The 14,666-nt window shown below is 68.0% G+C and carries 15 protein-coding genes and 1 tRNA gene; 9 read left to right on the top strand and 7 right to left on the bottom strand.

Annotated features, from left to right (window positions below):
- Positions 1-6: 6 nt before the first annotated feature.
- A complete protein-coding gene (locus GRI75_RS01340) occupies positions 7-927 on the bottom strand; it encodes a glycoside hydrolase 5 family protein (protein WP_160745131.1) in 921 nt (306 codons plus the stop codon).
- Positions 924-1,748, bottom strand: coding sequence for a TIGR04290 family methyltransferase (locus GRI75_RS01345; RefSeq protein ID WP_160745132.1), 825 nt, complete (start codon positions 1,746-1,748; stop codon positions 924-926). Before GRI75_RS01345 ends, GRI75_RS01340 begins: the two co-directional genes overlap by 4 nt.
- Before the next feature lie 376 nt (positions 1,749-2,124).
- Here GRI75_RS01345 and GRI75_RS01350 point away from each other — a divergent pair, with 376 nt between their 5' ends.
- The 8 genes from GRI75_RS01350 (at position 2,125) to GRI75_RS01385 (ending at position 10,213) form a co-directional block, all read left to right on the top strand.
- Entirely contained in the window at positions 2,125-3,240 is a 1,116-nt protein-coding gene (locus GRI75_RS01350) for an NAD-dependent epimerase/dehydratase family protein (RefSeq protein ID WP_160745133.1), read from the top strand.
- Positions 3,237-4,319, top strand: a complete 1,083-nt coding sequence (locus GRI75_RS01355; protein ID WP_160745134.1) for an NAD-dependent epimerase/dehydratase family protein — start codon at positions 3,237-3,239, stop codon at positions 4,317-4,319. Before GRI75_RS01350 ends, GRI75_RS01355 begins: the two co-directional genes overlap by 4 nt.
- Positions 4,316-5,425, top strand: a complete 1,110-nt coding sequence (locus GRI75_RS01360) for a glycosyltransferase family 4 protein (RefSeq protein WP_160745135.1) — start codon at positions 4,316-4,318, stop codon at positions 5,423-5,425. Before GRI75_RS01355 ends, GRI75_RS01360 begins: the two co-directional genes overlap by 4 nt.
- Complete coding sequence (locus tag GRI75_RS01365) at positions 5,422-6,534, top strand: CgeB family protein (RefSeq protein ID WP_160745136.1); 1,113 nt, start codon at positions 5,422-5,424, stop codon at positions 6,532-6,534. The genes GRI75_RS01360 and GRI75_RS01365 overlap by 4 nt, the downstream gene beginning before the upstream one ends.
- Positions 6,531-7,622 (top strand): CgeB family protein, encoded by a 1,092-nt coding sequence (locus GRI75_RS01370; protein WP_160745137.1) that lies wholly within the window; start codon positions 6,531-6,533, stop codon positions 7,620-7,622. The genes GRI75_RS01365 and GRI75_RS01370 overlap by 4 nt, the downstream gene beginning before the upstream one ends.
- Positions 7,619-8,707 (top strand): CgeB family protein, encoded by a 1,089-nt coding sequence (locus GRI75_RS01375; protein WP_160745138.1) that lies wholly within the window; start codon positions 7,619-7,621, stop codon positions 8,705-8,707. Before GRI75_RS01370 ends, GRI75_RS01375 begins: the two co-directional genes overlap by 4 nt.
- Complete coding sequence (locus GRI75_RS01380) at positions 8,704-9,741, top strand: UDP-glucuronic acid decarboxylase family protein (protein ID WP_160745139.1); 1,038 nt, start codon at positions 8,704-8,706, stop codon at positions 9,739-9,741. Before GRI75_RS01375 ends, GRI75_RS01380 begins: the two co-directional genes overlap by 4 nt.
- 139 nt (positions 9,742-9,880) lie before the next feature.
- The gene (locus tag GRI75_RS01385; protein ID WP_160745140.1) at positions 9,881-10,213 is read left to right on the top strand and encodes a CC_3452 family protein; all 333 of its coding nucleotides are present in this window, start codon (positions 9,881-9,883) and stop codon (positions 10,211-10,213) included.
- A 10-nt stretch (positions 10,214-10,223) separates the two neighbouring features.
- Here GRI75_RS01385 and GRI75_RS01390 read toward each other — a convergent pair whose 3' ends face one another.
- The 5 genes from GRI75_RS01390 to GRI75_RS01410 all read right to left on the bottom strand — a co-directional run bounded on the left by GRI75_RS01390 (position 10,224) and on the right by GRI75_RS01410 (position 13,659).
- On the bottom strand, positions 10,224-10,835 hold the full coding sequence (locus GRI75_RS01390; RefSeq protein ID WP_160745141.1) for a TetR/AcrR family transcriptional regulator: 612 nt from the start codon (positions 10,833-10,835) through the stop codon (positions 10,224-10,226).
- A 164-nt stretch (positions 10,836-10,999) separates the two neighbouring features.
- Positions 11,000-11,084, bottom strand: a tRNA-Leu gene (locus tag GRI75_RS01395).
- Positions 11,085-11,152: 68 nt separating this feature from the next.
- Positions 11,153-11,680: a hypothetical protein gene (locus GRI75_RS01400; RefSeq protein WP_160745142.1), complete on the bottom strand. Its 528-nt coding sequence runs from the start codon at positions 11,678-11,680 to the stop codon at positions 11,153-11,155.
- A 230-nt stretch (positions 11,681-11,910) separates the two neighbouring features.
- Entirely contained in the window at positions 11,911-12,453 is a 543-nt protein-coding gene (locus tag GRI75_RS01405; protein WP_160745143.1) for a VOC family protein, read from the bottom strand.
- An 81-nt stretch (positions 12,454-12,534) separates the two neighbouring features.
- Positions 12,535-13,659, bottom strand: a complete 1,125-nt coding sequence (locus GRI75_RS01410) for a CaiB/BaiF CoA transferase family protein (RefSeq protein ID WP_160745144.1) — start codon at positions 13,657-13,659, stop codon at positions 12,535-12,537.
- A gap of 154 nt (positions 13,660-13,813) precedes the next feature.
- Here GRI75_RS01410 and GRI75_RS01415 point away from each other — a divergent pair, with 154 nt between their 5' ends.
- The gene (locus GRI75_RS01415) at positions 13,814-14,599 is read left to right on the top strand and encodes a citryl-CoA lyase (protein ID WP_160745145.1); all 786 of its coding nucleotides are present in this window, start codon (positions 13,814-13,816) and stop codon (positions 14,597-14,599) included.
- The last annotated feature ends 67 nt before the right edge of the window (positions 14,600-14,666 follow it).

Raw genomic sequence — 14,666 nt, forward strand, 5'->3', positions numbered from 1 at the left:
CTAGGCTCATGCGCGGATTTCCTTCTTCACGGGGCTCGCCGGAGCGTAACGGTCGATCATCCAGGCGCAGAAATCGGCGAACGCCTGCGGGTCCTTCGCGCAGCTCGTGTGGTGCGCCTCGACCCCGAGATGTTCGGGCGTGAAGCAGAAGGTGACCAGCACCTCCAGATCCGCGAGCGCTTCCATCTGCCGGTCGAACCAGTCGAGCGCGCCGGGGCGGAAGCTGTCGGCCCAGGAAAGGCCGGTGCGCAGCTTCTTCACCCCGAGGTCCTTCATCCAGCGGACCGCATCGTCGAGCCGCGGATCCTCGAAATGGAACCACTGCATCAGGCCCATCCGGTCGGCATAGCGGGCATAGTGCTCGAGCGCCGGCTTGGGCGTGCCGTCGGCGCGGATCAGGCCCATGTAGAAATGGCGGTAGTAACTCGATCCCTCGGCCTCGCGGTGGCGGGTCTCGGCGCCCCATTCCTGTGGCAGGTCGAACAGCGAATACCAGTAGACGTTCGGCACGCGGTCCAGCAGCAGCTCGGCGGTCTTGTCGATGCCGAACACCTGGACTTCCTCCGCGCCGAAGCTGCCGACGCCGACTTCGGTGGCCCAGATGGGCTTGTCGGGAACGACCGCCTCGATCTCGGCGATCTTGTCCGGCCAGGCGTGGATCGGCCACAGGTTCCAGTCGAGCGGGAAGCCATGCACCGCTACCACGTCGACATGGTCGAGCGCGCCGTGCCCGCGCATCCGCTGCACCCAGTGCGCATCGATCGGCGACATTCCGCCGAGCACGCGGGTCACGTCGGGGTTCATTTCCGCGATCGCACTCCCGGCGCGGATCACGGTGTCGGCATAGATGGACCAGTCCGGGTCAAGCTCCGGGTTCCAGTGAGACTTGTTGTTCGGCTCGTTCCAGATCATCGCGGCTTCGATCACGCCGCACCCCCTTTCGCTGGATAGACGGCCGCTGGCCCATACTTCCCGTAAGGCACGGGCGCGACGCGGCAGAGATAGACTTCGGGTTCGGGATTGGCCTCGATGGTGAAGCCGGCGGCGCGCAGCATCGCCTGGCTGCAGGCCGCGTTAGGCGCCCACCAGTTTGTCCAGTCGTGCGCGAACTCGCGCTCGATGAAGTGCATCTTGGGGTAGGCCGGGTTGTCGAAGTAGTCGGGCGGCTGGGTCGTACCCGGCTTGTGGAACGGGTGATCCTCGGGGACCTGCAGCACCGCGTCCGTGCCCTGCTGCATCGTCTGAAACAGCATCGTGTCGCCCGCGACATGCTCGCGGATCAGGTCCAGCGCCAGCAGCGGGTGGCGCAAGTGGTAGAGCACCCCCATGAAGATCACGAGGTCGAATGTCTCCCCGAGCGCGCCGACGTCGTAGACCGAAAGGTTGCGGTACTCGATGTCCGGAAAGCCGAGCGTGCGGGAGGCGAGCCGCGCCTGATCGAGATAGCGGTCGTCGCTGTCGATGCCGAGCACGCGCTCCGCGCCGCGCTTCTTCATCTCGATGGAATAGAAGCCCGCGTTGCAGCCGATGTCGAGCACCGACTTGCCCGTGAGGTCCTCCGGCAGGGCATCGGCGAAGCGGCGGAACTTGAAGTTCGGGTAATCGCCCAGGAAATGCTCGGGCGCGGTCATGATCCCGTGGCCGAGATCGATGTTTTGGAACCACGGGCCGAGCGCTTCCACTTGCGCGCGCAAGTGGGTCGCTTCGTCCCGGCGGATGTCTGTCGCTGTCGCGCGGCTGGCGCTCATGTTGCCCCCTCGTTCGAAGCCTTGGTTCGTTCGCCCCGTCCAGCGATACGGCGGTTCATGGCCGGACCGGCTGGGGCCGCGGCATTGCGGATCGGCAAGATCGTGGCGGCTGCGATGATCGTCGTCCCCTGTTGCTGCACAGCGTTCGCCGCCGGAGCACCGGGGCAGCTTCTACAAAGCATGGGAACAACAAATGTTCCGATATCTTCTTGGACACACGGGGGCTGCGGGAACTTAGAGGAAGAAGAAGCATTTCCGGCAATGAACCAACCCAGACGATTCCACTAACATAAGTTACATCCGCAGGCGTTCGGCCTCGCCGCAGTAATCCAAGTGTCCACGGGCCGCCATCTCGTTAGCAATCACAGGGGAATTAATGACGGAGACAGTCCTTGTCACAGGCGGAGCGGGATTTATTGGCAGAACGGTCTGCGATGAACTACTTCGCCGGGGCAACCGAGTTCGCGTGCTCGACAGCCTGATCGAGCAGGTTCATGGGCATGCCGGGGTGCCCGACACTCTTTCATCCGAAGTCGAATTCATTCGCGCCGACGCCCGCGACGGCGACCGGGTCTCTGAAGCGCTGCGCGGCGTGGACAGCGTCGTGCACCTGGCGGCCGAAGTCGGCGTCGGCCAGTCAATGTACGAAGTGGAGCGATACACCTCCACCAACGATGTCGGCACGGCCGTGCTGTTCGAGCGCCTGATCGACAATCCCGTGCGGCGGGTGGTCACCGCTTCGTCGATGAGCATCTATGGCGAAGGCCTCTACCGCACCGAGGATGGTGCGATGGTGGAGGACGCAGCTCGCAGCACCTTGCGCGACGGCCAGGCCCAGTGGGACCCGGTCGACGACGAAGGCCGTCCGCTCGTGCCGGTCGCGACGCCCGAATGGAAGCGGCCGAGCCTCTCTTCGATCTATGCGCTGAACAAGTATGTCCAGGAGCGCATCACCCATATCATGGGCCGGCCTTACGGGATCGAGAGCGTCTGCCTGCGCCTGTTCAACGTCTATGGTCCCGGTCAGGCGCTGTCCAATCCCTACACCGGCGTGCTGGCGATCTTCGCCTCGCGCCTGATGAACGGCCAGCCGCCGATGATCTTCGAAGACGGGGAGCAGCGCCGCGACTTCGTGCACGTGCGCGACGTGGCGCGGGCGTTCGCGGACGCGCTGATCAAGCCCGAAGCCGTGGGCGGCACGTTCAACATCGGGTCCGGCCAGGATCGTTCGGTCCGCGAAGTGGCCGCGGAGCTCGCCCGGGCGATGGGGCGCAACAGCATCGAGGCGGAGATCGTCGGCAAGGCGCGTACGGGCGACATCCGCCACTGCTTCTGCGACCCCACCCTCGCGCGCGAGACGCTCGGCTTCGAAGCGCGCGAGGACTTCGCGGAACGGCTCGCCGAACTGGCCGAGTGGGTCTCCGGCCAGACGGCCGAGGACCGCGTCACCCATGCACGCAGCGAGCTCGAAGCCCGCGGGCTGGTCGCATGATCGAAGGCCGCCCCAAGACGATCCTGGTGACCGGCGGGGCCGGCTTCGTCGGCTCCAACCTGGCAGACCGCCTGGCGGCGCAGGGCCACCGGGTGCGGGTGCTGGATGCGCTCAGCCGCCCGGGCGTCGAAGCGAACCTGGAATGGCTGACCGGCCGCCATGGCGACTTGATCGAGCCGGTCATCGCCAATGTGCGCGACGCCGGCCGGGTGAGCGACGCCGTCGGAGGCGTGGATGCCGTGTTCCACTTCGCCGCACAGGTGGCGGTGACGACCAGCATGGTCGATCCGCGCGACGACTTGGAGATCAACATCGGCGGCACGTTCAACGTGCTCGAAGCCGTGCGCGCGCAGTGCCCGTCCGCGCCGGTGATCTTCGCCTCGACCAACAAGGTCTACGGCGATCTCGCCGAGGTGGGCATGCGCTCCAGCCAGAACGGCTATGTTCCGGCGGACGGAGAGCTGGCGCGGCGAGGCGTGTCGGAGCGCCAGCCGCTGGACTTCCACACGCCTTACGGCTGCTCCAAGGGCGCGGCCGACCAGTACGTGCTCGATTACGCCCGCAGCTACGGCATGCGCGCGGCGGTATTCCGGATGAGCTGCATCTACGGCCAGCGGCAGCAGGGCACCGAGGACCAGGGCTGGGTCGCCCACTTCCTGATCCGCGCCCTGCAGGGGGAGCCGATCACCTTGTTCGGCGACGGCGAGCAGGTGCGGGACATCTGCGACGTGGCCGACACCTGCGACGCCTATCTGGCCGCCCTTGCGCAGATCGACAGCATCTCGGGCCGCGCGTTCAACTGGGGCGGCGGGCCGGCCAACGCCGTGAGCTTGCTGAACCTGCTGGAGGAAGTCGGCGTCATCCTCGGCCGCGCGCCGCGGATCACGTTCGCCGATTGGCGCCCCGGGGACCAGCGCTGGTTCGTCGCCGACACGCGCGCCGCCGATGCCGCGCTGGGCCTGGCTCCGCGCAAGCCGTGGCGCCAAGGCGTGCGCGACCTGCTCGACTGGCTGGCGGCGGAGCGTGGCCTCGCAGCCTCGCCTGCGGCCACGCAGCCGATCCGGGCGGCGGCCGTATGATGGCCGGCGGCCGGCTCAACATCCTGATGACGGCCGATGCGGTCGGCGGGGTCTGGCAATATGCCACGGACCTCTCAGCCGGGCTAACGGCCGCGGGGCACCGGGTGACGCTTGCCGTGCTCGGCCCGGCGCCATCCGCATCGCTGCGGGCCAGGGCAGAGGAAATCCCCGGCGTGCGGCTTGTCGAAACCGGCCTGCCGCTCGACTGGCTTTCCGCGGGCCCTGAGCCGGTAAGCCGGGCCGCGGAAGCCATCGCCGCCCTCGCCGCCGAGGAGCGAGCCGACCTCGTGCACTGCAACTCCCCCGCGCTTGCCGGAGCCGCACGGTTCCCGGCTCCCGTGATCGCGGTATCGCACGGCTGCGTCGCCACCTGGTGGCAGGCCGCCCGTGCGGAGCCGCTTGCGCCGGATTTCCACTGGCACCGCGACATGACGCGCAGCGGGCTGCTGGCCGCCGAAACGGTGGTGGCACCCAGCGCCAGCCACGCGCGGATCGTGCAGCGGGTCTACGGCCTGCCCGAGTGCCCTCTCGTGGTCCACAACGGCCGACCCGAGGCCGAGCCATCGGCGACCGAAGGCGTGACCCTTCGCAGCGCTCTCACCGTCGGCCGGCTGTGGGACGACGTGAAAGGCGCGCGGCTGCTGGACGATGTTGCCGCGCGCCTCGACATTCCGTTCCTCGCCGCTGGCGCGCTGCGCGGCCCGCATGGGGAGGAGTTCATGCCCCGGCACCTGCGCGCGCTGGGGCAACTCGACGGCAACGAGCTGCCCGCGCTGCTCGGGCTGCGCCCGGTGTTCGTTTCCGCGGCGACATTCGAGCCGTTCGGGCTGGCAGTGCTGGAGGCGGCTTCCGCCGGATGTGCCTTGGTCCTGTCCGACATTCCCACGTTCCGTGAACTGTGGGACGGTGCGGCGATCTTCGTCCCGCCGAGCGACGCGGCGGGCTTCGCCGAGGCGATCGGCTCGATCGTCGACGATCCGCCGCGCCGCCGGGCGCTTGGCGAGGCAGCGGCACAGCGCGCCTCCCGCTTTACTCCCGGCGCCACGGCGCGGGGCATGGCGGCGATCTACCGCAGCGTGCTGCAGCCGACGGAGGCCGCGGCATGAGGATCGCCTACTTCACCCACTCGCTCGCCTCGTGCTGGAATCACGGCAACGCCCACTTCTTGCGCGGCGTGCTCGACGAGCTGATCGTCCGCGGCCACGAGGTCACGGCGTTCGAGCCTGCCGGTGCCTGGAGCCTCGAGAACTTGCTTGCGGATCACGGTGAGCGAGGCCTCGACGCCTATCGCTCCAAATACCCACGGCTGTCCTCCCAAACCTTCGGCGCGGATGCCGATCTGGCGGAGCTGGTGGACGGCGCCGACCTCGTCATCGTTCACGAGTGGAACGAGCCGGCGCTGATCGCCCGTCTCGGCGCCCTGCGCAAGGCCGGCGCACCCTTCCAGCTCCTGTTCCACGACACCCATCACCGCGCGGTGAGCGCCCCGAAGGAGATGGAGGCCTTCGACCTCTCCGGTTACGATGGCGTGCTCGCGTTCGGCGAGACGCTGTCCCAGGTCTACCGCCAGCGTGGCTGGGCCGATCGGGTCTGGACCTGGCACGAGGCGGCCGATCTCAGGCGCTTCCACCCACCCGCGCAGGAAGGCCCGCGCGAAGGGCTGGTGTGGATCGGCAACTGGGGCGACGGGGAGCGCAGCGAAGAGCTCGAACGCTTCCTGCTGGCTCCGGCGAAGGCGGCCGGCCTGCCGCTCGACATCTACGGCGTGCGCTATTCCGAAGAGGCGCTGGCGACGCTGGAGCGATACGGCGCCGGCTATAACGGCTGGGCTCCCAACGCAGGCGCGCCAGAAATTTTCGCGCGCCACCTCGCGACCGTGCACGTCCCGCGCCGCTACTACGCGACGATCCTGCCCGGCATTCCCACGATCCGCGTGTTCGAGGCGCTCGCCTGCGGCATCCCGCTCGTCTCCGCCCCGTGGGACGATGCCGAGGGCCTGTTCCGGCCGGGGACCGACTACCTCGTGGGACGAGACGGCGTCGAGATGGAGCGCCACTTGCGCGCCCTCGCCGCCGACCCGGAACTGCGCGCGGAACTGGCGGCCAATGGCCTCGAGACGATCCGCGCCCGCCACACTTGCGCCCACCGCGCCGACGAGCTGCTCGCCATCGTCGAGGAGCTGACTCCCGCAATTCCGGCAAGGAAAATCGCGTGAAGATTGCGTTCTACGGATCGAGCCTGCTGTCGTCCTACTGGAACGGCGCCGCCACTTACTATCGCGGCATCCTGCGCGCGCTGGCGGAGCGCGGGCACGAGATCACTTTCTACGAACCCGACGCCTTCGACCGGCAGCAACACCGCGACATCGACCCGCCGCCATGGGCGCGCTCGGTCGTCTATCCGGCCACGGAGAGCGCGATGCACGATGTGCTGGCGGAAGCCGGGCGTGCCGATGTCGTCGTCAAGGCCAACGGCGTGGGCGTGTTCGACCGCGAACTGCTCGAAGGCGTGCTCCGCGAAGCACGCCCGGACGCGCTGACGATCTACTGGGACGTCGATGCGGCGGCAACGCTCGACGAGATGCGCGCCGATCCGTCGCACCCGGTGCGCCGCGCCCTGCCGGATCTCGACCTCGTGTTCACATACGGTGGCGGTCCGCCGGTGGTGGAGGCCTATCGCGGCTTCGGCGCGCGCGAATGCGTGCCGATCTACAACGCGCTCGATCCGGAGACCCACCATCCGGTTGCCGCCGACCCGGCCTTCGCCTGCGATCTCGGCTTCCTCGCCAACCGCCTGCCCGACCGGGAGGCGCGGGTGGAGGAGTTCTTCCTCCGCGCCGCCGAGCTGCTGCCGGACAAGCGCTTCATGATCGGCGGCAACGGCTGGCACGACAAGCCGATGCCGCAGAACGTGCGCCCGATCGGCCATGTCGGCACGGCGCAGCACAATGCCTTCAACTGCACCCCGCTGGCGGTGCTGAACGTGGCCCGGGATTCGATGGCCGAAGTCGGGTTCTCGCCGGCGACGCGCGTCTTCGAGGCTGCCGGCGCGGGCGCATGCCTGATCACCGACGCCTGGGAAGGGATCGAGATGTTCCTCGAACCTGGCCAGGAGGTGCTGGTCGCCCGCGACGGGCAGGACGTCGCCGAGCAACTCGCCGCGCTCACGCCGGAACGTGCCGAGGCCATCGGGCAGGCGGCGCTGCGCCGGGTCCTTGCGGAACACACTTACGAGCTCCGTGCCGCCGAGGTCGATGCGACCCTGCGCGAGACCAAGGCACGCCTGCGGGAGGTCGCGGCATGAAGCTCGTCGTGCTCGGCCTTAGCCTGTCCTCCTCGTGGGGCAACGGCCACGCCACGACCTTCCGTGCGCTGCTGTCCGCCTTCGCCGAGCGCGGCCACGAGATCCTGTTCCTCGAGCGGGACAAGCCCTGGTATGCCGACCACCGCGACCTGCCGGACCCCGACTTCTGCGAGCTGCTCTACTACGACAGCGTGCCGGAGCTGGAGCGCTGGCGCGGGGAGATCGAGCGGGCCGACGCGGTCATGGTCGGGTCCTACGTTCCCGAAGGCGTCGCGGTCGGCCGCTGGGTACAGCGCCATGCCGGCGGCACGACCTGCTTCTACGACATCGATACGCCGGTCACGCTGGCGCGGCTGGAGCGCGGCGACGACGAATACCTGATCCCTGAACTCATCCCCGGCTACGACATCTACTTTTCGTTCACCGGCGGGCCGACGCTCGATCGGCTGGAGCGCCAGTTCGGCTCGCCGTGCGCGCGTCCGCTCTACTGCTCGGTCGACACCGACCGCTATCGGCCGCTCGACGTGCCGAAGCGCTGGGACTTGTCCTATCTCGGCACTTATAGCGACGACCGGCAGCCGACGCTGGAAAAGCTGCTGATCGAGCCGGCGCGGGCCCGGCCGGACCTGCGCTTCGTCGTGGCCGGTCCGCAGTATCCGGCCGGCATCGACTGGCCGGCCAACGTCGAGCGGATCGAGCACCTGCCGCCCGCCGATCATCCTGAATTCTACGCCGCCTCCCGCTTCACCCTGAACGTCACGCGGGCGGACATGATCGCCGCCGGCTGGTCGCCGTCCGTGCGCCTGTTCGAGGCGGGAGCGTGCGGCACGCCGATCGTGTCCGACCGCTGGGCGGGCATCGAGGAGATCTTCGAACCGGGGCGCGAGATCGTCCTCGCCGACACCACGCAGGACGTGATCGACGCGCTGGCCGGGCCGGCGGAAGCGATCGGCAATGCCGCCCGGCAGGCGGTGCTTGCCGGACACAGCGCCCGCAAGCGGGCCGAACAATTCGAAGGCGATCTGATGGCGGGCGCAGCCCGGCGCAGGTCGCAAATGCAGAGCAGGAGAGCAGTGGCATCATGAAAACGAACAAGGAACTGACGCTCGTCGCCGGTGGCGCGGGCTTCATCGGCTCGCACCTCTGCCGCTTCCTGCTCGACCGCGGGGAGCAGGTCGTCTGCCTCGACAACCTGCAGACTTCGCGGGAAGCGAACATCCTGTCGCTCGAAGGGGAGAGCGGCTTCGAGTTCGTGGAGGCGGATATCGTCGATCCGCTGCCGGCATCGATCCTTCGCCACGCGGGCCGCTTCACGCGCATCTACAACCTTGCCTGCGCGGCTTCGCCGGAGCTCTACCAGGCCGATCCCGAGCACACGATGCTAACCAACGTGCTCGGCACGGACCGGCTGCTGCGCCTTGCGGAGCAGTCCGGCGCCCGCTTCCTGCTGACGTCCACCAGCGAGGTCTACGGCGATCCGGAGATGCACCCGCAGCGGGAAAGTTATCGCGGAAACGTCAGCTGCACCGGGCCGCGGGCCTGCTACGACGAAGGCAAGCGGGCGGCCGAGGCGCTGACGTTCGACTTCCTGCGGACCAGCCGGGTCGACGTGCGCGTGGCGCGGATCTTCAACACGTACGGCCCGCAGATGCGGCTGGATGACGGTCGGGTGATCTCCAACCTGATCTGCCAGGCGCTCTCCGGCGAGCCGCTGACGATCTACGGCGACGGAACGCAGACGCGCAGCTTCTGCTATGTCGGCGACACGGTCCGCGGCCTCTGGCGGCTGATGGAAAGCGACCTGCCTGAACCGCAGCCGATCAACATCGGCAACCCGCAGGAACTGACGATCAACGAACTGGTGGAGACGCTGAGGGAGATGGCCGGCCGCCCGATCGAGGTCTGCCACCGGCCGCTGCCGACCGACGATCCGCGCCGCCGGCGCCCGGACATCACCCTCGCGCATGAACTGCTCGGCTGGAAACCGACCACGCCGCTCCGCGAAGGGCTGCGCACGACGCTCACATGGTTCGGATCGGAACTGCAGCGCAACCGCGTTTCGCCGCTGGCGGAAAGCGAGCTTGAGCCTGCACGCCTGATGGTTGCCGGGAAGGCCTAGTCGGGGCCGAGAGGTAATGGTGTCCTGAGCGGAACCCGTCGTACGGGTGCGCCGCGGAGCATGATGGCTCGGCAGGGCTGCCAGGTCATACACCGAACAGTGAATTGAGCGGCACCCGCTTGCGGAGCAGTCTTCCTGCATGAAGAAGACTGTCCAGTTCGTTGCGCTCGCCGCCTCTCTGCTCCTGCCGGCTGGAGGCGCAAGTATGGCCGCTGCGGCTTCGCGGGAGCGCGAGGTCTTGGTTACGGCGATCGTCGGGTCGAAGCATCCTGCGCGTCCTCGCGTCGTGGTGGAAGACGTAGTCTGGACGTGCACCGGCAACGCCTGCACCGCCCGCATCCGCGATGATCCGGCCACGCGTCAGAGAGCCTGCTACCGCCTCGCCCGCATGATGGGAGGGGTGACGTCCTTCGATGGGCCTGCCGGGGCGATGCCGGCGGAGGAGCTGGACCGGTGCAACCGGCGGAAGTGACGGCCCTGCGTCAGGCGGCGAGAGTGCGCACGTCCTTCTCGGCCGGCTGCCTCTCCACCGGGCCGTGCAGGAGAGCGATCGCGGCTTCGCCGCCAGCGAGAGCATAGTCGCGGCGCCGGTGAATGAGCGTCTCGACGATCGCACCGTCCAGGATGATCAGGAGCGCCCGCGCGAGCGGCTCGCTGTCGCTGCGGCCCTCTTCCTCGAGCATCGATCGCAGCCATGTTTCGAACTCGGCCTTGTGCAGACGCGCTACCGCCGCCGCCGGATGACCGGGAAGATGGGCGAGCTCGCAGGCGGCGCGGATGAAGCCACAGCCGCGCCAGTTCGGGTCGGCCGAAGCCTCGGCCAGCTTGCGGTACATGCGCCGCATCCGTTCGGCGACGGTGCCGGTCGTGCCGGCCCAGTTCCGGTACCGCTCGAGCACCGGGCCACGCCGCGCCTGAAGGTATTCACCCAGCAGGTCGTCCTTGGAGCGGAAGTGGTAGTAGACGGTCTTCTTCGTCACGCCGGCGCGGGCGGCGATCCGGTCCAGACTGACGCTCGCCAGGCCCTCGGCATAGAAGAGGTCGTCGGCGGCCTGCAGGATCTGAGCTCGGGTAAGGGCAGCGTCTGCGGCCATGAGTTCGTCCTTTCGCGGTAGCTGCATTCTCGTGCGCCGTGCGCCGGTTCAAGTAAACTCACCGATGAGTGTAGCTGCATCGCCACCGGGCCTGCTCGAGGGCACGGGGTCGGCGAGGAGCGCGGCGCAGCCTGGTATCGGCTTCGAGGCCGGCGACGACAGCGTGGTGCGGGCGGTGGGACTCGAACCCACACGGGCAAAGCCCAGGGGATTTTAAGTCCCCGGCGTCTACCATTCCGCCACGCCCGCGCCGCGGCTTGCGTAGCGGCTTGCCGCCCGTCTCGCCAGTGGCGTTCGCGCGGCGGCCTTTGCCGGTGTCAGTAGAGGCAGATCAGGAAGACCGGATCGCCGTTGCCGAGGTTCTCGTCGGCCTTGACCAGTTGCAGCGCCGGGCCGCGGGCATCGTCCGGGATCCACAAGTCGCCGACGCTCAGCTTGCCTCCGGAAAGGCGCCCGCCGCCTTCCTTGTTGCTGAATGTGATCGCGCAGACCGGGTCGCGGTCCTTGCCGCACACGGAGGAATTGAAGGCCTTGTCGAACGCCTTGCGCAAATCTGACGGATATTCCTGATCGGCAGGCCGTATGAGTCCGTTGAACCGGTAATCGAGTTGCTGGATCCGCTCGCCTTCGGCCGAACGCTTGGCGATCACGTAACTGACCGGCTTGTCCAGCATCGTCAGCCCGGCCGGCGTGTGCACGGTCTGGCCGGCTTCCAGCCAGGCGACCGTCTCCCCCAGAGCTGCCTCGACTTCGTCGGACATCCCGGCGGGGCAATCGTTTGCCTGGGCGATCGTCGGCGCGATCGACGCGGCGGCGGCGAGCATGGTAATCGAGCGGCGCATCATTCCTCTCCCCAGAGAAAATTGCTCAAGTCTCTAGGAACATAGTGCCACAGAAACGCCTGCTTGGGAACGGCGATGGCGAGCAGGATCCGGCGCTCGAGACGTGCACGCCCGCGCGCCGGTCGCGCGTCGGGGCGGCGCGCGCAAGCATGGCCTGGAACAGCCTCCCTCACGGCCGGAGCGGGTCGGCTCCGGATCCGCGAGCGCAGTTCAGCCTGTTTTCCCTCGCCGCGTCAGGCGGCTTCTTCGTGCCGGAAGGTGTTGTTGGTGGTGTGGTCGCCCGCCAGCCAGCGCTTGAGCTCGGAATGGGCCCGGGCCTTGCGCTCCTCCGCACCGATCGCGGCGCGCGGATCGTCGCAGCAGAACTCGACGATCATGCCGTTGGGGTCGGTGACATAGACCGACCTGCAGTAGCCGTGCTCGAGAGCGAACGTGTTCGGGGGCGCAATGCCGGCGGCGGCGATGCGCTGCTCGATGCCCCTCTGGGTCTCCTGGTCGACGTTCAGCGCGATGTGGCGGAACGGGGAAGGCGGAAGCGGCGGATCGAACTCCGCCTGGTCCTCCGGGTCGGCGAACTGGAAGAAGGCCAGGCTGCTCCCGTCCGCAAGGTCGAAGAACACGTGGCAATAAGTCCGGTCCTTGCCGAACAGGTGATCGGTCTCGCACCAGGTCGCGCTCAGCGGCAGGCCGATCACGTCTTCGTAGAAGGCGCGGGTGGCTTCGAGATCCTTGGTCACATAGGCGGTGTGGTGCAGGCGGCTCGGCAGCTTGGTCATCGTCTCTCTCCCACGCGCCGTATCTTGCGATCGGCGCCTCGGGCGGAAGATAACACGCGCGCGGCGCGGTGCAAATCGCCTCTACTTGCGGCCCAGGACCGTCTCGTTGTCCGCGCCCAGCTCGGGTGGAGCGGTCACCTCGCGCTCGATCTCCCCGTCGAAGCGCAGCGGGGTGCGGATCGTGCGGAACGTGCCGCGCGGCCCGTCCGCCTCCGCCAAAATGCCGTGGTGCTGCCCCAGCGGGCCTTCGAGCACTTCCTTCGAATCGAGCACCGGCGAATGCGGCACTTCGAGCGCGGCGAGCCGCTCTTCCCAGTGCGCGCGCGGCTGCGATTTGAACCGCGGCGCCAAGAAGGCGATCACCTTCTCGTAGTTGGCGATGCGGGCGGGGCGGCTGGCGAACTCCGGCCGTTCGAGCATGTCCGGCACTTCCATCGCCCGCGCGAGGTTCTCCCAAAACTTCGGCGGGCTCGACATGTGCAGGGCGATCCACCCGCCGTCAGCGCATTCGAAGACGTAGCTCTGGGAGACGTGGGGCCGCGAATAAGGCCCCATGATCTCGTCGACCGCGAGGTAATGGGTGAAGTCGTCGAGGTTGAAGTGGCTCATCGCCTCGAACATCGACGTTTCCACGTGGCGGCCCTTGCCGGTCTTCTCGCGCTCATACAGCGCCGCCAGCACGCCATAGGCGGCGTAGAACCCCGTCACCGCATCGCCGATCGCGGGGCCGACCACGCGCGGGTGCTCCGGGTTGACCAGCAGGCGCAAGTATCCCGTGGCGGCCTGCGCCACGGTATCGAACGCGGGGCGGTCGCGGTGCGGGCCGTCACTGCCGAAGCCGGAAATGTCGGCATAGACCAGGCGCGGGTTCAGCGCCTGGAGCCGCTTGGCATCGACATTCATGCGCTCGGCCACGCCGGGGCGGAAGTTCTGGATCAGCACGTCGGCACTCGCCACCAGTTCGTCGAAAATGGCGAGGTCCTGCGGGTCCTTGGTGTTGAGCTCGACCGACTTCTTGTTGCGGTTGTAGGTCTGGAAGTGCGGTGAATAGAGGTCGCCGTCGAACGCGCGATAGGGATCGCCGGTGCCCGGCTGTTCGACCTTGATCACCTCCGCCCCAAGGTCCGCCAGCAGCATCGCCGCCGCGGGCCCGGTGATGAAAGTGCCCAGGTCGAGCACGCGAATGCCTTGCAGCGGCTTTGCCACCAGCTTCTTCTCCAAGTCCGTTCGTGCCGAGCTTGTCGAAGCACGAGATCACGCGGGTTCCGCCAATTCGTCCTTCGACAGGCTCAGGACGAACGGGTTAAGTGTTGACCAGGTCATAACGGCCGCTCGATAGCGGCCGCAAGGAGAGACATTCATGCGCATCGGCAAGCAGGACGCGCCGTACACCGCCATCTGCACTTCGGACGCGGACAGCATCACCGTGCGCGGGCACGACCTGGTGAACGATCTGATGGGGCGCATCGACTTCACCAGCTACTTCTGGCTGCTGGTGACCGGCCGGATGCCGAATGAGGATCAGAGCTATCTCACCAACGCCGTGCTGGTGGCACTGGCCGAGCATGGGCTCGTGCCGAGCGTCGTCGCCGCGCGGATGACTTACGCCGCTGCGCCGGAGGCGCTGCAGGGCGCCGTCGCCGCCGGGCTGCTCGGCTGCGGCTCGGTCGTGCTGGGGAGCGCCGAAATCGCCGGACGGTTCTACGCCGAGTGCGTGGCGGACCTGCGCGCGAGCGGCGACCCCATCGAAATCGTCGCGAAGCGCAACGTCGAGCGCTGGCGCGAGCATACCAAGGCGGTACCCGGCTTCGGCCATCCACAGCACGCCGGCGGCGATCCGCGAGCAAACCGCCTGCTCGAAATGGCCGACGAGCGCGGCGTCTCGGGCGAGCACGTGGCGATGATGCGCGCGCTCAAGGCTGTGCTGCCGGAGACCATCGGCCGCGATCTGCCGATCAACGTCAACGCCGCGATCCCTTCGATCATGCTCGATGTCGGCTTTCCGCTCGCGGCGCTGAAAGGCATCGGCCTCCTGTGCCGCACCGCCGGCCTTATCGGACACCTGACGGAAGAGGCCGAGCGCCCGATCGGGTTCATCCTCTCCGGCAACGCGGCCGAGGCGATCGAATACGACGGGCCCGGCTGAGCGTCTTTCGCTCAGGCGCAGCGAATACTTGCCAAGCTAAGCTCTCCCCCGCACACTGTGCGCGGGA

The sequence above is a fragment of the Croceibacterium soli genome (assembly GCF_009828065.1).
GTDB classification, from domain to species: Bacteria; Pseudomonadota; Alphaproteobacteria; order Sphingomonadales; family Sphingomonadaceae; genus Croceibacterium_B; species Croceibacterium_B soli.